The following is a 17,260-nucleotide window of genomic DNA, read 5'->3' as shown; positions in this document are numbered from 1 at the left end:
GACGGTTCGCCTGCGTTGGCGTTGCAGCTGCAACGACGAAAGGCGAACCACGATGAACCAGAAGCAGATGCTGCGTCCCGCCACCGACGCCGCCACCACGGCCGCACCGCTGGCCAACTTCAACACCGCCGACGCGGTGGAATACCTCAACACGCTGCCCACCGCCGCGGCGGTCGACCTGCTTGCCGCACTGCCGCTGCCGCGTGCGGTGAAGCTGCTTGAAGCGCCCGAACTGGGGCTGATGGCCGACGACCGCGCCACCGACATCGTCCACGAACTGGACCAGGACGAGCGCGCGCGGCTGGTGCCGCTGATCGGCGCCGAGGCGCGCCAGGTCATCCAGACCCTGCTCAGCTACCCGCCGGATACCGCCGGTGCCCTGATGACCACCGAGTTCGTCAGCGTGCCGGCCAACTGGACGGTGGGCCAGACCCTGCAGCACATCCGCGAAGTGGAGCGCACCCGCGAAACCGTCTATGCCATCTACGTACTCGACCCGGCCAGCGGCCAGCTGCGCCAGGTGGTGACCATGCGCCGGCTGATCACCGGCCTGCCTGACGAATCGATCCTGGACGTAGCGCAGGTCAATGCACCGGTGACGGTGGACGTGGCGATGGACCAGGAAGAAGTGGCGCAGCTGATCCGCCGCCACGACCTGCTGGCGATCCCGGTGGTGGATGCGGGCATGCAGATGCTCGGCATCGTCACCGTGGATGACATCCTGGACGCGTTGATCGAGGAATCCACCGAAGACGCGCACAAGTTCGGTGGCATGGAAGCTCTGGAAAAGCCATACATGCAGATCGGCTTCCTGGAAATGCTGCGCAAGCGCGGCGGCTGGTTGAGCGTGCTGTTCCTTGGCGAAATGCTGACCGCCAGCGCGATGCAGCATTACGAAGACGAGCTGGCGCGCGCGGTGGTGCTGACCCTGTTCATCCCGCTGATCATGAGCTCCGGTGGCAACTCCGGTTCGCAGGCCACTTCGTTGCTGATCCGCAGCCTGGCGCTGCGCGAACTGCGGCTGCGTGACTGGTGGAAGGTTGCCCTGCGCGAACTGCCGACCGGCATCGTGCTGGGCACGATCCTGGGCAGCCTTGCGATGATCCGCATCGTGATCTGGCAGCTGGGCGGCCTGCACGACTACGGCGAACACTGGCTGCTGCTGGCGCTCACCGTGGCCGCTGCGCTGGTGGGCATCGTCACCTTCGGGTCGCTGTCCGGATCGATGCTGCCGTTCGCGCTCAAGCGCCTCGGCTTCGACCCGGCCAGTGCCTCGGCCCCGTTCGTGGCCACTTTGGTCGATGTGACCGGCCTGGTGATCTACTTCAGCATCGCCGCCAGCATCCTCCACGGCACCCTGCTGTAACCCCTTTTTTGCTCTACTAGCGGCATGAGCACTTACAACCTGCAGTCCGTGTTCCGCCCGCAGTCGGTCGCCGTGATCGGCGGCAGTCCGCGTGATCGCTCGGCCGGTCGGGCGGTGATGCGCAACCTGCGCGGGGCGGGATTCGCCGGCAAGGTCGCCTGGGTCAATCCGCGCCACGCGGAAATCGATGGCATCGGCACCACCAAGCGGCTCAAGGACCTGGACTGGGTACCGGAGCTGGTGGTGGTGACCGCCCCGGCCAGCATCGTGCCGCAGGTGATCGCCGATGCCGCCGCGCTGGGCGTGGCCGCGGCGATCATCCTCACCGCGCACCTGGGCGAAGGGCCCGGTTCGCTGGCCGCACAGGTGGAAGCCAGTGCCCGCGCCAAAGGCCTGCGCATCCTCGGGCCGCATTGCCTGGGGGTCATCGCCCCGCACGCGCGCTTGAATGCCAGCATCGCCGCGCATGTTCCCCAGGCAGGCGACCTGGCGCTGATTTCCGAATCCAGCGCGATCGCCGCCGCGCTGGTGGAATGGGGCGTGGCGCGTTCGGTGGGATTTTCGGCGGTGGTGTCGCTGGGCGATACGATGGACGTGGACTTCGGCGACCTGCTGGACTACTTCGCCACCGACTACCGCACGCGCGCCATCCTGCTGTACGTGGAGCAGATCAAGGACGCGCGCAAGTTCATGTCGGCCGCACGTGCCGCCGCGCGCTCCAAGCCGGTGATGGTGGTCAAGTCCGGCCGTGCCGAGCGCATCATGCCGGGCAACGATACCCACGTGCAGGCACTGGCGCGCGCCGATGATGTCTACGGCGCGGCGTTCAACCGCGCCGGCCTGCTGCGGGTCAGCGCGCTGGACGAACTGTTCACCGCCGCGGAGACACTGGGACGGCTGGGCTCTTTCCCCGGACGCAGGCTGGCCATCCTCAGCAACGGCGGCGGCGTCGGGCGGCTGGCGGTGGACCAGCTGGCGGCGCTGCGCGGCACGCTTGCCACGCTGTCGGAGAGCACCGTGCAGCAGCTCGACGCGGTGCTGCCGCAGGGCTGGTCACGTTCCAATCCAGTGGACATCGTGGTCGACGCCGATGGCGAGCGCTATGCCGCTGCCATCGAAGCGCTGCTGGCTGACAACGAAAACGATGCCCTGCTGGTGGTCAACGTGCCGACCGCGTTCACCTCCTCCGCAGATGCCGCGCAGGCGCTCACCCGCACCCTGGGCCTGCGGCCTCGGCACCAGCGTGACAAGCCGGTGTTCGCGGTGTGGCTGGGCAACGACGAGCGCGCAACGGCAACCCTCAACGCCGCGCGCGTGCCGACCTACCCCACCGAAGCCGAAGCAGTGCGTGGCTTCCAGCATCTGGTCCGCTACCGCGATGCGCAGAGCGCACTGATGGAGACCCCGCCCAGCCTGCCACAGGATTTCGTGGTCGATGCAGGTGCCGCGCGCGCGATCGTCGACGCGGCCCTGGCGGCCGGCCAGCGTTGGCTGGACCCGCTGGCCACGCATGCGCTGCTGAAGGCGTACGGCATTCCTTCGGCGCCGGTGCTGCATGCCCGCGACGCGCATGAAGCCATGGACCTGGCCCAGCCGCTGCTGGAACAGGGCGCCAGCGTGGCGCTGAAGATCCTCTCGCCGGACATCCCGCACAAATCCGAAGTGGACGGCGTGCGGCTCAACCTGTCCACCCTGGCCGCCGTGCAGGCAGCGGCCACCAGCATCCTGGCGCGCGCGCGCGAACTGCGTCCCGATGCGCGCATCGATGGCCTGCTGGTGCAGCCGACCATCGTGCGGCCCAAGTCGCGTGAGCTGATCGCCGGCATCGCCGATGACGCGACGTTCGGCCCGGTGATCGTGTTCGGCCGTGGCGGCACCGCAGTGGAAGTGATCAACGACAAGGCGCTGGCGTTGCCGCCGCTCGACCTGCGGCTGGCGCATGAACTGATCGGCCGTACCCGGGTCTCGCGCATCCTCAAGCCGTACAGTGATTTCCCCGCCGCCGATGAACGCGCCGTCGCACTGGTGCTGGTCAAGCTGGCGCAGCTGGCGGCCGACATACCCGAAGTGCGCACACTGGACATCAATCCGCTGCTGGCCGACCGCGAAGGCATCCTGGCACTGGACGCGCGGGTCGCCATCGCGCCCTCGCGCATCCTGCACAAAGGCCGTGGCCATCCGCGTTTCGCGGTATTTCCGTATCCGAAGGAGTGGGAGCGTACGTTGCAGCTGTCCGATGGCAGCAACGCCTTCGTGCGGCCGGTGCGGCCGGAAGACGACGCGCTGTTCCGCGCGTTCTTCGCCCGCGTCAGTGATGAAGACCTGCGTCTGCGCTTCTTCCAGTCGGTCAAGCATTTCAGCCACGAGTTCATCGCCCGCCTGACCCAGCTGGACTACGCACGCTCCATCGCGCTGGTGGCGATCGATCCGCGCAGCGGTGACATGCTCGGTGCCGTCCGCCTGCATGCAGATGCCGACTACCATCGCGGCGAGTACGGCATCCTGATCCGTTCGGACCTGAAGGGCCACGGCATCGGCTGGCGTCTGATGACGATCATGATCGAGTACGCGAAATGGCTGGGACTGGACGTGGTGGAAGGGCAGGTACTGCGCGAGAACAGCACGATGATCGCGATGTGCCAGAGCCTGGGCTTCACCACCCGGTTGGATCCGGATGATTCGACGGTGATGATGGTGAGCCTGCCGGTGCAGCAGGTGGCCGCGCAGTTGCTGGAATGATCCCGCCGGCTTCTGGTAGTGACGGCCGCTGGCCGTCAGGCTTTTGCTCCGGTGGGTGACGACCGTTGGCCGTCAGGCTTTTGCTCCGGTGGGTGACGACCGTTGGCCGTCACGCTTTTGCTCCGGTGGGTGACGACCGTTGGCCGTCACGCTTTTGCTCCGGTGGGTGACGACCGTTGGTCGTCACGCCCCTGCCTGCCGCTGCGCTACCCGTCGCCCTCTTACAATGGCAGCATGAAAGAACGCATTCCCCTGCTGCTGCTTCCCGGCCTGCTCAACGATGCCGAGTTGTGGCGCGACCAACTGTCCGACCTGGCCGACATCGCCGATCCGACCGTCGGCGATCTTACCGCTGGCGACACGATGCAGGCGGTGGCCGATGCCGTGCTGGCGCAGGCGCCGCCACGCTTCGCGCTGGCCGGGTTTTCACTGGGCGGTTTCGTGGCCCAGCAGATCCTGCGCAGCGCACCGCAGCGCGTGCTGCGGCTGGCCCTGATCGATACCTCCATCCACGCCGATTCGCCGCAGCGTGCCGCACAGCGCGCCACGCAGATCGCCAGCGTCCGGCTGCCCGGCCGGTTCCACGGCTTCGGCGACACGCTGATGCGCAGTTACATCGACGCCTCCCGGTTGGACGACCACGTACTGGTACAGCGCGTACGCGATATGACCGCACGGCTCGGCGCCGAGGTGTTCCTGCGGCAAAGTGGACTGGACCGCGAGGATGGCCATGCGCTGCTTGCCGCTTACCGCGACCCGATGCTGATCGTCTGCGGTGAGAACGATCGCATCACGCCGCTGCCGATAAGCCAGGAGATGCAGGCGCTGGCGCCGCACGCCACGCTGGTGGTGGTGCCCGGATGCGGGCACCTGTCACCGATGGAAAAGCCTGCCGAGGTCAGTGCCGCGATGCGCGGGTGGTTGCTGAGCGATTGATCCTGCAGCCGCATTCCGCCGAGCCTGGCTCGGCGCTACCCGGGTCCGTCAATCCCAGGCGGGGGCGATGCCGTCCGGGTTGGCCAGCCGATGGCCGCGATCCAGCGTGGCGATCTGGGCGAGGTCTTCGTCGGTCAGATGCAGGCGGGCTGCTTCCAGGTTGCTGGCCAGGTTCTCGCGCCGGGTGGAAGAGGGAATGACCGCGAAGCCCTGCTGCAGTGCCCACGCCAACGCGACCTGCGCCGGGGTGGCCTGGTGGCGGCCGGCGATCGCCTGGATCACCGGATCCTTGATCACCTCGCCGTAGGCCAGGCTCATGTACGCGGTGACGTGGATGCCCTGTTCCTGCAGGAACGGCACCAGCAGGCGGTTCTGCAGGTACGGATGGATCTCCACCTGGTTGGTGGCTATCTCAGCCGCGCCCAGGATTCCGATCGCGCGGCGGGTCTGGGCGATGGTGAAGTTGGAGATGCCGATTTCACGGGTCAGGCCCTGCGCCTTGGCCTCGGCCAGGGCCGGCAGGTACTCCTCCATCGGCACCGCATCATCCGGCGAAGGCCAGTGGATCAGGGTCAGCTCGACGCGGTCGGTGCGCAGCTTTTCCAGGCTTCCCTGCAGGCTGGCCAGCAGCGCATCGCGCTTGAATTCGCTGATCCAGATCTTGGTGGTGAGATGGATGTCATCGCGTGGTACGCCGGATTCGGCGATCGCCCGGCCGACCTCGGCTTCGTTGCCGTAGATCTGCGCGGTATCGATGGCGCGGTAGCCGACGTCGAGCGCGTTGCGTACCGAATCGATCACCGCCTGGTCTTTCAGGCGGAACGTACCAAGGCCAAAAGCAGGAACGGTCATGGGGATACTCCAGTGGGGGATGGACAGAGGGTAGGGCAGGGAACGTATGCATGCGGGCAACGCGGCGTGGCGACCCCGTGCGCCAGCGGAGCCATCAATGCGCCGCCATGAGGATGCCTTCGGCGCGGTCGTCGATGCCATCGCGGCGGTCCAGCCGGCCACTCAGCGCGGTAAGGGCGAAGGCACCCACGACCACCAGCGCGCCGAGCCATGGGGTGTGCATCAGGCCGATATGCTCCACCACCAGCCCACCCAGCGAGGCGCCGAGGGCGATGCCGATGTTGAACGCCGCGATGTTCAGTCCCGATGCCACATCCGTTGCCTGCGGCGCATGGCGCTGTGCCTGCTTGACCACATAGACCTGCAGGCCGGGTACGTTGCCGAATGCCACCGCGCCCAGCGCCAGCACCGTCAACAGCACCAGCCAGGTGTTGTGGGCGGTGAAGGTCAGCACCAGCAGCACCAGCGCCAGCAGCGCGAAGATCCGCTTCAGTGCGGGGATCGGCCCCAGCCGGTCGGCCAGGCGGCCGCCCCACACGTTGCCGAACGCCACCGAGATGCCATATACCAGCAGCACGCCGCTGACCGCGTTGGCGGAAAAACCGGTGACCTCCTGCAGGATCGGCGCCAGGTAGGTGAAGGACAGGAAGGTGCCGCCGTAGCCCAGCGCGGTCATCGCATACACCATCAACAGCCGCGGCTGCGCCAGCACGCCGAGCTGCTGGCGGAAGGTCGCCGGCGCGCTCTGCGCCAGGTTGCGCGGCACGAACGCCAGGCTGCCCAGCAGCGCCACCACGCCCAGCCCGGAGACCGCCAGGAAGGTCGCGCGCCAACCCAGGTGCTGGCCGATGAAGGTGCCCAACGGCACGCCGGTCACCAACGCGACGGTCAAGCCGGTGAACATGATGGCGATCGCGCTGGCGGCCTTCTCCTTCGGCACCACCGAGGTGGCGATGATCGAACCAATGGAGAAGAACACGCCATGGGCCAGGCCGGTCAGGATCCGCGCCACGATCAGCGCGTTGTAGCCGGGGGCCAGGAAGGCGACCAGGTTGCCGAGGGTGAACACCAGCATCAGCGCCACCAGCAGGGTCTTGCGCGGCACGCGCCCGGTCAGCGCGGTCAGCACCGGCGCGCCGATCGCCACGCCAAGCGCGTACAGGGACACCAGCAGGCCAGCCGAGGGCAGGCTGACCTGGAGGTCGGCGGCGATGGTCGGAAGCAGCCCGACGATGACGAACTCGGTGGTGCCGATGGCGAAGGCACCGAGGGTCAACGCCAACAGGGCGAGGGGAATGCCACGGGTCATGACAGGGTCCGGCAGGAAAGGAAGGAGCGCAGTCTGCGCCGCTGACCTTTGCTGAAACACACGTCTTCACGCCAATCACTCTTGCCTGATGGTCAATAATGCGGCCATGAAAATCACCTTGGACGAAATGCAGGCGCTGCTGGCCGTCATCGACAGCGGCACCATCAGCGCGGCGGCCGAACAGCTGGGCCAGACCCCCTCAGGGGTCAGCCGGGCCCTGGGCCGGCTCGAAGAAAAGCTGGGCACCACGCTGCTGACCCGCACCACCCGCCGATTGCACCTGACCGCCGAAGGCGAGGCGTTCGTCCGCCAGGCGCGCCAGATCGTGGAGGCGGTGGAGACGGCGGAAGAGCAGATGGCGCTGCGTCGTCAACGCCCGGCCGGTCGCCTGCGCGTGGATGCGGCGATGCCGTTCGTGCTGCATGTGATCGCCCCGCTGGTGGCCCGCTATCGCCAGCAGTTCCCGGAGGTGGCGCTGGAAGTGAACAGCTCCGAGCGCTACATCGACCTGCTGGAACGGCGCACCGACCTGGCCATCCGCATCGGTCCGCTGGCCGATTCCACCCTGCATGCGCGCCTGCTCGGCCGCTGCCGCCTGCAGCTGGTGGCCAGTCCGGCCTACCTGCGCCAGCACGGCACGCCGGACAGCGTGGCCGCCCTGTCCGCGCATACGCTGCTGGGCTTCAACGAACCCGAATCGCTGAACCGCTGGCCGCTGCCCGGCGACGACGAGGGCCAGCTTCGGGTGCGCCCGGACATCGCCGCCTCCAGTGGTGAGACCCTGCGCCGGCTGGCGGTGGAAGGGGCGGGAATCACCTGCCTGTCTGATTTCCTGACCCACGCCGACCGCGCGAGCGGTGCGCTGGTGCCGCTGCTGGTCGTGCAGACGCTGGATGTCTACCAGCCGATCCACGCGGTGTACTACCGCAACACGGCCGTGTCGGCGCGCGTGCGCTCGTTCGTGGATGTGCTGGCAGAAGGCATGCAGCGCGAGCCGTTCGTGGTGTAGGCCGGATCGTGACGACCAACGGTCGTCACCCACCAACAGCAGCGGTCGTCACTACCGGAGCAGGTAGCGCCGAGCCATGCTCGGCGAGCGCAGCGGCAAAAAGCACCGCGTGACGACCAACGGTCGTCACCCACCAACAGCAGCGGTCGTCACCCACCAACAGCAGCGGTCGTCACCCACCAACAGCAGTGGTCGGCACCCACCAACAGCAGTGGTCGGCACCCACCACGGGCCAGGCCTTCAGGCCAGGGTAAACACGCCCACCGATTCGACCAGACGCGCGGCCTGCTGTTCCATGCTGCGCGCGGCAGCAGAGGCTTCTTCCACCAGCGCGGCATTCTGCTGGGTCGCACCGTCCATCTGCACCACGGTCTGGTTGACCTGTTCGATGCCGGCGGACTGTTCCTGCGAAGCGGCGGAGATCTCGGCCATGATGTCGGTCACGCGCTGCACCGAGGCGACGATCTCGCCCATCGTGCTGCCCGCCTGGCGTACCAGCGCGGAGCCATCGGCCACCTTCTCCACCGATTCATCGATCAGCCCCTTGATCTCCTTTGCCGCCGCCGCCGAACGCTGTGCAAGCGTGCGCACTTCACTGGCCACCACGGCGAAGCCGCGGCCCTGGTCGCCTGCGCGCGCGGCTTCCACGGCCGCGTTCAAGGCCAGGATATTGGTCTGGAAGGCGATGCCGTCGATCACCGAGATGATCTCGGCGATGCGCCGCGAAGACGTTTCGATACCGCCCATCGTCGCCACCACCTGGCCCACCACCTCTCCGCCCTGCGATGCCACACTCGCCGCGCTGTGGGCCAGGTCGTTGGCGGTGCGTGCATGCTCTGCGTTCTGGCGCACGGTGGAGGTGAGCTCCTCCATCGAAGCGGCGGTTTCTTCCAGGTTGGCGGCCTGCTGTTCGGTGCGCTGGGACAGGTCGCTGTTGCCGCTGGCGATCTCCATCGCCGCTTCGCGGACACCGCCGGCCACCTGTTGGATGTCGGCGACGATCGTCGCCAGTTGCGCCGCCGTGGTATTGGCATCGCCGGCGATACGCGCGAACACGCCATGGAATTCACCTTCCATGCGCACACGCAGGTCACCGTCGGCGATCGCGCGCAGCATGCTCGATACCTGGGCGAGGTTGCCGTCGCTGGCCTGCATCAGTTGGTTGAGGCCGGCCACCATGTCGGCGAAATCGTGCTCGAAGCGGGACACGTTGCCGCGTTGGCTGAAGTCGCCGGCGGCAGCGGCGCCTGCCAGCTGCTTGATCTCGGCATTGATCGCGCCGAGGTTCGCCTTGGCGGCATCCAGTGCATCGGTGATGACGCGCTTCTCGCCCGGCAGGCGGTCCATGTCTTCGGAAAGATCACCGACTGCGTAACGGCCCATGACGGCGATGGCACGCATCTTCACCTGGATGTGCGCTGCGACCAAGGCATTGCAGTCGGCCACCATGCGGCCGTAGGCGCCGGGGAATGCAGCTGCGTCCATGCGATGGCTGATCCGGCCCGCTTCGTGGGTGCGGGCCATCTCTGCCTGCGCTGCCAGCACACCGCGCAGCGTGCCCTGCACGTCCTGCATGGTCGTAGCCAGTCTGCCGATCTCATCGCGCCCCTGCACCTGCACGCGGTAGTCCAGGTCGCCGGCGGCCACGGCGCGCGCAGCGGCTTCCACCGCCACCACCGGCCGCACGACAGCGCGGCGCAGCCACCATGACAGCGCAAGCAGCAGCAGCACGGCGGTGATGACCGTCACCACGGCACTGGTCACCAGCAGTTCGCGTGCGTGGCTCGAGCGGCGCGCGATGGCCGCATCCGCGACCTGCGCGGTATGCGCGGCCAGGCCATCCAGCGCCTGTGCCAGCGGGCGGTCGCGGCCGCGCACCGGCGCATCACCGGCGGCCGGGTCGTAACCCGATGCGATGTAGGCCTGCAGCGCAGCCTGGTAGTCACGCTGCAGCGTGGCCTGGTCGGTCATGAACGCCGCGACCAGCTCACGCGTCCGGCCATCCTCGGCACGGCCGACCCTGGCAGCCAGTTCCGCCACCTTGCGTCCCTCTTCGGTCAAGGCGGCTGCGTGCTTTTCGCGCAGCGCATCATCGGCCCCCCGCAGCAGCACGTTCTTCCACTCCTGCACCTGCAGGCGGAACTCCCGTTGCAGCTGTTCCGCATCGCGGCTGACCGCGTAGGACGCCGGCATCGCCGCACCCAGGTCGAACCAGGCCGAGGCCAGGCCGGCAAGGGCGCTGGCCACCAGCAACAGCACGCCGAGCGAGGTGGCGCCGATGAGTTTGAACTGGATGCCACGAGCAGGTGGGGGAGAAGCGGGCGAGGCGTTCCGCATGAGCGCATGGGTCCGGGAAGGGGAGACTTCCTTATCGGGTGCGTCCCTCAATGCTTAAGTGCGAAGTGCGTCACGGTTATCGTTCCATTCAACGACGTGAAAGATATGTGATCTTCATGGTGGCTCATCAATGGAACAGTGCCGAGCATGACGCACCGGCCGATGCGGTTGCAGCGGCGGAACGGCCGGGGGCAGGTCTGCGCGCGGCTAGGCGCTGGCTTCGTCCAGCTCGGCAATGTCCTGCGCCGACAGCGCCAACGTCGCCGCTGCCAGGATCTCGCGCAGCTGCTCGACGCTTGTGGCGCTGACGATCGGCGCGGTGATCGAAGCACGCGCGATCAGCCAGGCCAGCGCAACCTGGGAGGCGGTCGCGGCATGCTTGCCGGCGATGTCATCCAGCGCCCCCAGGATGCGGTTGCCGCGCGGGTTGAGGTACTTCGCCACCACGGCCTGGCCGCGTGCGGGGCTCCTGGCCGCGTCTTCACTGCGGCGGTACTTGCCGCTCAGGAACCCACTGGCCAGCGAGTAATAACTGATCACGCCGAGCTGCTCGCGCTGCACCAGGGCTTCCAGGCCGGCCTCATAACCGGAACGGTCGTAGAGGTTGTATTCCGGCTGCAGCGTTTCATACCGTGGCAGCCGATAGTTGGCCGATATTTTCAGCGCCTCAGCCAGCCGCTCGGCACTGTAATTGGAGGCTCCGATGGCGCGGACCTTGCCTTGTTCGACCAGCCGCGCGAAGGCTCCCAGCGTCGTTTCCAGCGGGGTGGATTCGTCATCCTCATGCGCCTGGTAGAGATCGATGACATCGGTCTGCAGGCGACGCAGCGAGCCTTCCACCGCCGCGGTGATGTTGTCTGCCGACAGGCCGGGCTGTTCCGACCACTTCGCCACCTTGGTGGCCAGAACCACCTTGTCGCGCTTGCCGCTGCGTGCGAACCACCTGCCGATCAGGGACTCCGATTCACCGCCCTGGTTGCCCGGCACCCACGCCGAATAGGCGTCGGCGGTATCGACCAGGTTGAAGCCGGCATCGACAAAGGCGTCGAGCAGGGCGAAGGTCGTTTTCTCGTCCGCACTCCAGCCGAACACGTTGCCACCGAAGGCGATGGGATGCACCTGCAGGCCCGAACGGCCGAGTTCGCGGGTTGCCGTCATGCGGAGTCTCCTTGTATAGCCATGCCAGCAGCATAAGGGGAGGGAGATGACGCTGCTGCGGCACCGGCCGCAAAACTGTGTTCCGGTGCGCCGCGCGGCGCTAACGCTTTGTGAACACCGAAGCGGTGCGGACTGCTAGTCTGCGCCCATCATCCAAGGGAGCCCCGCCATGAAGAACCTGATCACCGTGTCTGCCTGTTGCCTCGCCGTGGCAGCGGCGCTGTCGGCATCACCGCTGTATGCCCGCTCGCCGGTGGCCGCCAGCGCGGCGTCGCAGGTACAGGTCAGCCCGGCGATCGAGGCGGCGGTCAAGTCCACCATGCGCGATCCGGCCAATGTCACCCGCGATGGTTTCCGCCATCCGGCGCAGACGCTGTCGTTCTTCAAGCTGACCCCGGCCAGCACGGTCATCGAGATCACCCCCGGCAACGGCTGGTACTCGGAAATCCTGGCACCGCTGGTGCGCCAGCAGGGCCAGTACATTGCCGCAGTGGTGGATCCGGCATCGGTGCCGGAAGGACGTGGCCGCGATTACCAGCAGCGCAGCCGCGATGGCCTGCAGAAGAAGTTCGCCGCCTCGCCTGCACAGTTCGACAAGGCCACCGAAGTGGCCTATGACCCGGCCGCGCCGGTGTTCGGCAAGCCCGCTTCGGCTGACGTGGTGCTGACCTTCCGCAATGTGCACAACTGGCGCAAGTCCGGCCAGGCGCCGGGCATGTTCAAGGGCTTTTACGATGTGCTGAAGCCGGGCGGCGTGCTGGGCGTGGTCGAACATCGCGCCAAGGCCGATGTCAGCGACGACGACGGGTCCGGCTATGTCGGCCAGCAGCAGGTGATCGCGATGGCCGAAGCGGCAGGTTTCACCCTCGATGGCAGCAGCGAGATCAACGCCAACCCGCGCGATACCAAGGATCATCCCAACGGCGTGTGGACGCTGCCGCCGTCCAACAACCACGACGCTGCCGATGCGGCCAAGTACAAGGCGATCGGTGAAAGTGACCGGATGACGCTGCGCTTCATCAAGGCGGCGCGCTGATCACTTTCGCACGCGGGTCTGCTGTGGTCAGCGGGGCGCCCTGGCGTCTTCCGCTGGCTGTTTCGGAGCCTGGGAGAGGGCGCTCCGCAGTAAGACGACGGGATGCGTGTCTGAGTTGTCCGGGTCCGGAAGAACGGTGTTGAACAACACGGTGACATAGCCGGTAGCAGCCAGGTTGGCGGGATCGCCCGTCATCGGCAGCTGGGCCATCAATTCACGCGCTGCACTGGTGGGGGCAAGCCCTGCCAGGGCGGGACGGCCCAGCGCGACGGCATGCTTGATTACCCATTGGTCGAAGGCCAACAGACGTGCCTGCGCAGAGGGCATTGCCGCTTGCACGCAGGTGACCATGGGCTGCATTGCCGTAGCCCGCATCAGGTCGGTGAAGTGCGCATCCCTCGCCTCGGCAACAGCGCCCGCTGCGCCAGCGGACGTGGCAGGGCCCGGGACCGGGTCAGGCACCGGCTGCAGCTGCAGGGGGCGGTTCTCGATTCGCGCGGGTGTCGAGCCGGTCGATGCAGGGATGGCAGCTGCCAGCGTTGCTGGTGGCGTCCGGGCGCGGAGTGCTGGAGGGGTTCCGGCGGCGGGCAAGTGCATGGGGTGCTCCTGGGTTGCGGGGATGCCATGACGAAGGGCACGGCATGCGTCAGACTTGACACACTCACATTCCCACCCAGCCTGCTCGGCTGACGCACGACCCACCAGGGCCATCTGCGTCGCATCGCCGAACAAGGCAGAAAACTGCAACCATGTCTTTGATCCTGTTCAACAAGCCGTTCAACGTGCTGTGCCAGTTTACCGATCGCAGTGTGCCGCCGCGGCCGACACTGGCGGGCTTCGGCCTCCCGCCGCAGGTCTATGCGGCGGGGCGGCTGGACCACGACAGCGAAGGGTTGCTGCTGCTCACCGACGACGGTGGCCTGGCGCACCGGCTGACCGATCCACGGCACAAGGCGGACAAAACCTACTGGGTGCAGGTGGAGGGCGAACCGACGCCGGAAAGACTGGCGCAGCTGCGCCGTGGCGTGCTGCTCAACGACGGGCCCACCCTGCCTGCCGGGGTCGAGCAGATCGATCCGCCTTCGCTGTGGGCGCGCGATCCGCCGGTGCGTTTCCGCAAGACGGTGCCCGATGCGTGGCTGGCCGTCACGTTGCGCGAAGGGCGGAACCGCCAGGTGAGGAGAATGACGGCAGCGGTAGGCCTGCCGACGCTGCGGTTGGTACGCGCATCGATCGGCCCCTATCAGCTGGGCGGGCTCCAGCCGGGGCAGTGGCGGCAAGCGGAATAAGGGCGGCTGCGGGTGTAAGGCTGGCGAGCGCCTGCGCACTATCTCTCCAGCGCGAAACGACGAAGGGCGTGGCATCCGCCACGCCCTTCATGCCCGCCGAACCGGCCAGGACAGCTGCGGGACGTCAACCCGCGCTACGCACTCAGGCGTCGCTGCCGATATCGCTGTGTTCGTCCTGGATCGTGCTCGCGCGACGATCGCGCGCCGCGACGCGCTGTGCCTGTCCGTTGACGACATGACCACCGGCCAGCTTCTTCTTCTGCTGCTTGCGATACAGCGCATAGCCCAGCAGGCCCACGCCAACGGCAGCAGCGGCGATGGTCACCGCCGGATTGCGGCGCGCGGCCTTGGTCGCGATCCGGCCACCGGTCTTGACCGCGCCCAGTGCTGCGCCGGTCTTGAGCCAGTCGGCGGCGGTGGGACCGAAGTGGCGCAGGCTGCCGCCCAGGTTACCGCCAGCGTGCTTGATGCCATCGCCTGCGCTATGGGCCAGGTCCAGCGCGCGTTCCAGTGCACGATCGGTGATTACGGTCAGTCTGCTCATGTGGGGTCCTTTGCCTCGGGTCGAAGTCCAGTGTCGCGCGGTCGCTGTAAACGGCATGTCAGGCAAGCACGCGCGCGGCGTGACTCTACCGCAGCCGTTCAGGATAGGGCTGGCCAAGGGACGCTGCCTAGGTCCCGCGCGGCTTGGCGCGGTGGGTCGCGGTGGCCGTCCATGGATCATCCGGCCAGGGATGGCGCGGGTAACGGCCCTTCATTTCTTTTTTGACTTCGGCATAGGTACTGGCCCAGAAATTGCGCAGGTCCTGGGTGACCTGCAGCGGACGACCGCCCGGCGAGAGCAGGTGCAGGGTAAGTGCGACACGGTTGTCGGCAATCCGCGGCGTGTCCGCCAGCCCGAACAGTTCCTGCAGCTTCACCGCCAGCACCGGCGGAAGCGGCTCGCCGGTTTCGCTGTCCAGGGCATAGCTGATCGTGCGCTCCAGCCCGGATGGCACGCTGATGCGGGTGGGTGCATGGCGGTCCAGCAGCTGCCGCTGCGACCATTCCAACGGGGTCTTCAGTGCCTCGCCGAAGCTGGCTTCGTCCAGCGCATCCAGCCGGGTCCTGCCGGTGAAGGCAGGCTGCAGCCACGCGGTGCGCGTGGCCAGCAGGGCCGCATCGCTGACATCGGGCAAGCCGAGCTCGGGCATCCAGCGGCGCAGCGCTTCCACCCGCGCCTGCCATTGCCGCAGGCCCTCGGTCCATGGCAGGGCCTGCAGGCCGAGTTCGGCCACCGCTTCGGTCAGCGCGGCGGCGGCATGCGCCGGGTCGACGCGTCCGGCCGAGCGGCTGTCGAGGACGATGCGCTCGAAGCGGCTTTCGCGCAGCGCCACCAGCGCCCGGCGCTCGGCGTCCCAGCGCACGATGTCCTCGCTGACGAAGCGCGAAGCGAACACGCCGCGCAGGTACTGTTCATCCACCGGCGCAGCACGCAGCAACAGCCCATCGCGTGCCTCGAAGCGCAGTTCGCTGGCCACCAGCCACGGCTCGCCGCGCAGGTCGCTAAGCTCGTGCAGGCGCGCGCTGCGGCCGTTGGCCAGCAGGTAGCGCAGCGGATCGTTCGGATGGCGGAAGGCGATGCGGTCCGGGAACGCATGTGCCAGCAAGTCACCCACCTGGTGCGCTTCGATGCTCGACGGCGGCGCGGCGTCGCAGCGCAGGCGTCGCCGCCACTGCCTGGCCGCTGCATCGATGGCGGCCAGCCCGCTGCGGCTCGCCTCATGCGGTGCACGGCCATTGCGGAATGCGGCCAGTGCGCGCCAGCGCGGTGCCAGTGCGTCGCCGCCCTGGCGCAGTGGGTCCCGCGCCTCCAGCAAAGCGGCGATATCGGCCGCCAGCGCCTGTTCGGTCCCGGTGCCTGCGGCAAGCAGCATCGCCGCAAGCCGGGGATGGGTGCCGATCGCCAGCATCCGGCGGCCCTGTGCGGTGATCGCATGGGCGGGCGACAACGCACCCAACCGCTGCAGCAGCTCGCGCGCGGCGGCCAGCGGCCCGGCCGGTGGCGCGTCCACGAAGCGCAGGTCACTGCTGCCCCACGCCGCCAGTTCCAGCGCCAGCCCGGTCAGTTCGACCTGTTCGATTTCCGCCCGGCGTTGCGGTTCGAGCCGCTGCGACTGCGGCCACAAGCGCCACGCCCAGCCTGCTGCCACGCGGCCGGCACGCCCGGCACGCTGGTCGGCAGATGCCTGGGCCACGTTCACCACGTCCAGCCGGCTGAAGCCACTGTTGGGATCGTACTGCGGCTCACGCGCCAGCCCGCTGTCGATCACCACACGCACGCCGGGCAGGGTGACCGATGATTCGGCCACGTTGGTGGCCAGCACCACGCGGCGGCGTCCATCGGCAGCCGGTTGCAGCACCCGGCCCTGCTGTTCCACGGGGAGTTCGCCATGCAGCGGCAGCACCTCGGTGGCTGCGTCCACGGTGTCGTGCAGGCCGGCCAGCACGCGCTGGATTTCGCGTTGTCCGGGCAGGAACACCAGCACGTCACCGGGATGGGTGGCCAGCGCCTGCTGCACGGCGCGGCGCACCTGCAGCTCAAGCGCTTCGTCGCGGCGGGCGGGGAAGTGCGAAATCTCCACCGGGAAACTGCGGCCCTGGCTGGACAGGCGCGGCGCATCGAGGAAGCGCGCCAGCCGCTCGCCGTCCAGCGTGGCCGACATCACCACCAGGCGCAGGTCGTCGCGCAGCTGCGCCTGCACGTCCAGCGCCAGCGCCAGGCCGAGATCGCCGCTGAGGTGCCGCTCGTGGAACTCATCGAACACGATCGCACCGATGCCTTCAAGCATCGGATCATCCTGCAGCATGCGGGTCAGGATGCCCTCGGTGACCACCTCCACGCGGGTGCGTGCGGATACCTTGTTTTCGAAGCGGATGCGGTAGCCGACGGTTTCGCCGACTTCCTCGCCCAGCTGCCGTGCCATGAACTGGGCGGCACTGCGCGCGGCGACCCGGCGCGGTTCCAGCAGGATGATCTTCTGCCCGCCCAGCCACGGCGCGTGCAGCAGCGCCAACGGCACCTGGGTGGTCTTGCCGGCGCCGGGCGGGGCTTCCAGGACCAGCCGCGGGTGCAGGTCGAGGCTGTCCTTGACCTGCGGCAGCAGCGCGGAAATCGGGAAGTGCAGGGTACTCATCGCACAAGGATAAGGGGCCATGGGGCCGGCAGGTACAATGAGCTGGCGTTCCC

13 protein-coding genes are annotated in these 17,260 nt (G+C 67.8%); 6 read left to right on the top strand and 7 right to left on the bottom strand.

The features are described 5' to 3' along the window. Positions 1–52: 52 nt before the first annotated feature. From mgtE to CXG43_RS07505, 3 genes are all read left to right on the top strand, one after another. Entirely contained in the window at positions 53–1,366 is a 1,314-nt protein-coding gene (gene mgtE, locus CXG43_RS07515) for a magnesium transporter (protein ID WP_101099400.1), read from the top strand. A gap of 24 nt (positions 1,367–1,390) precedes the next feature. After that, positions 1,391–4,105, top strand: coding sequence for a bifunctional acetate--CoA ligase family protein/GNAT family N-acetyltransferase (locus CXG43_RS07510; protein WP_101099399.1), 2,715 nt, complete (start codon positions 1,391–1,393; stop codon positions 4,103–4,105). A gap of 234 nt (positions 4,106–4,339) precedes the next feature. After that, positions 4,340–5,041, top strand: coding sequence for an alpha/beta hydrolase (locus tag CXG43_RS07505; RefSeq protein ID WP_101099398.1), 702 nt, complete (start codon positions 4,340–4,342; stop codon positions 5,039–5,041). Between the two features lie 48 nt (positions 5,042–5,089). Here CXG43_RS07505 and dkgB read toward each other — a convergent pair whose 3' ends face one another. Together dkgB and CXG43_RS07495 are read right to left on the bottom strand one after the other, a co-directional pair. Further along, a complete protein-coding gene (dkgB, locus tag CXG43_RS07500) occupies positions 5,090–5,893 on the bottom strand; it encodes a 2,5-didehydrogluconate reductase DkgB (RefSeq protein WP_101099397.1) in 804 nt (267 codons plus the stop codon). Between the two features lie 94 nt (positions 5,894–5,987). Next, entirely contained in the window at positions 5,988–7,202 is a 1,215-nt protein-coding gene (locus CXG43_RS07495) for an MFS transporter (protein WP_101099396.1), read from the bottom strand. Between the two features lie 106 nt (positions 7,203–7,308). Here CXG43_RS07495 and CXG43_RS07490 point away from each other — a divergent pair, with 106 nt between their 5' ends. Continuing rightward, entirely contained in the window at positions 7,309–8,211 is a 903-nt protein-coding gene (locus tag CXG43_RS07490) for a LysR substrate-binding domain-containing protein (protein WP_101099495.1), read from the top strand. Between the two features lie 240 nt (positions 8,212–8,451). Here the strand turns inward: CXG43_RS07490 and CXG43_RS07485 are convergent, their stop codons facing one another. After that, positions 8,452–10,548, bottom strand: coding sequence for a methyl-accepting chemotaxis protein (locus CXG43_RS07485; RefSeq protein ID WP_101099395.1), 2,097 nt, complete (start codon positions 10,546–10,548; stop codon positions 8,452–8,454). Between the two features lie 207 nt (positions 10,549–10,755). Next, entirely contained in the window at positions 10,756–11,706 is a 951-nt protein-coding gene (locus CXG43_RS07480; protein ID WP_101099394.1) for an aldo/keto reductase, read from the bottom strand. 169 nt (positions 11,707–11,875) lie between these two features. On the opposite strand from CXG43_RS07480, the gene CXG43_RS07475 reads away from it, so the two are divergent. After that, positions 11,876–12,742: a class I SAM-dependent methyltransferase gene (locus CXG43_RS07475; protein ID WP_101099393.1), complete on the top strand. Its 867-nt coding sequence runs from the start codon at positions 11,876–11,878 to the stop codon at positions 12,740–12,742. Positions 12,743–12,769: 27 nt separating this feature from the next. On the opposite strand, the gene CXG43_RS07470 is transcribed toward CXG43_RS07475, so the two are convergent. Next, on the bottom strand, positions 12,770–13,339 hold the full coding sequence (locus CXG43_RS07470; RefSeq protein ID WP_157825208.1) for a hypothetical protein: 570 nt from the start codon (positions 13,337–13,339) through the stop codon (positions 12,770–12,772). 158 nt (positions 13,340–13,497) lie between these two features. Here CXG43_RS07470 and CXG43_RS07465 point away from each other — a divergent pair, with 158 nt between their 5' ends. Then, positions 13,498–14,031 (top strand): pseudouridine synthase, encoded by a 534-nt coding sequence (locus CXG43_RS07465; RefSeq protein ID WP_232767674.1) that lies wholly within the window; start codon positions 13,498–13,500, stop codon positions 14,029–14,031. 142 nt (positions 14,032–14,173) lie between these two features. Here CXG43_RS07465 and CXG43_RS07460 read toward each other — a convergent pair whose 3' ends face one another. After that, on the bottom strand, positions 14,174–14,575 hold the full coding sequence (locus CXG43_RS07460; protein WP_101099390.1) for a hypothetical protein: 402 nt from the start codon (positions 14,573–14,575) through the stop codon (positions 14,174–14,176). A 127-nt stretch (positions 14,576–14,702) separates the two neighbouring features. Continuing rightward, positions 14,703–17,207: an ATP-dependent helicase HrpB gene (hrpB, locus tag CXG43_RS07455; protein ID WP_101099389.1), complete on the bottom strand. Its 2,505-nt coding sequence runs from the start codon at positions 17,205–17,207 to the stop codon at positions 14,703–14,705. Between the last annotated feature and the right edge of the window lie 53 nt (positions 17,208–17,260).

The organism is Stenotrophomonas sp. Bg11-02 (assembly GCF_002836635.1).
GTDB classification, from domain to species: domain Bacteria; phylum Pseudomonadota; class Gammaproteobacteria; order Xanthomonadales; family Xanthomonadaceae; genus Stenotrophomonas; species Stenotrophomonas lacuserhaii.
Note: the sequence above shows the minus strand (reverse complement) of the source record. Positions and strands in the feature narration are given on the sequence as shown.

Coding starts and splice junctions, on each gene's coding strand:
- mgtE (WP_101099400.1), top strand. CDS start 53: ATGAACCAGAAGCAGATGCTGCGTCCCGCCACCGACGCCGCCACCACG.
- CXG43_RS07510 (WP_101099399.1), top strand. CDS start 1,391: ATGAGCACTTACAACCTGCAGTCCGTGTTCCGCCCGCAGTCGGTCGCC.
- CXG43_RS07505 (WP_101099398.1), top strand. CDS start 4,340: ATGAAAGAACGCATTCCCCTGCTGCTGCTTCCCGGCCTGCTCAACGAT.
- dkgB (WP_101099397.1), bottom strand. CDS start 5,893: ATGACCGTTCCTGCTTTTGGCCTTGGTACGTTCCGCCTGAAAGACCAG.
- CXG43_RS07495 (WP_101099396.1), bottom strand. CDS start 7,202: ATGACCCGTGGCATTCCCCTCGCCCTGTTGGCGTTGACCCTCGGTGCC.
- CXG43_RS07490 (WP_101099495.1), top strand. CDS start 7,309: ATGAAAATCACCTTGGACGAAATGCAGGCGCTGCTGGCCGTCATCGAC.
- CXG43_RS07485 (WP_101099395.1), bottom strand. CDS start 10,548: ATGCGGAACGCCTCGCCCGCTTCTCCCCCACCTGCTCGTGGCATCCAG.
- CXG43_RS07480 (WP_101099394.1), bottom strand. CDS start 11,706: ATGACGGCAACCCGCGAACTCGGCCGTTCGGGCCTGCAGGTGCATCCC.
- CXG43_RS07475 (WP_101099393.1), top strand. CDS start 11,876: ATGAAGAACCTGATCACCGTGTCTGCCTGTTGCCTCGCCGTGGCAGCG.
- CXG43_RS07470 (WP_157825208.1), bottom strand. CDS start 13,339: ATGCACTTGCCCGCCGCCGGAACCCCTCCAGCACTCCGCGCCCGGACG.
- CXG43_RS07460 (WP_101099390.1), bottom strand. CDS start 14,575: ATGAGCAGACTGACCGTAATCACCGATCGTGCACTGGAACGCGCGCTG.
- hrpB (WP_101099389.1), bottom strand. CDS start 17,207: ATGAGTACCCTGCACTTCCCGATTTCCGCGCTGCTGCCGCAGGTCAAG.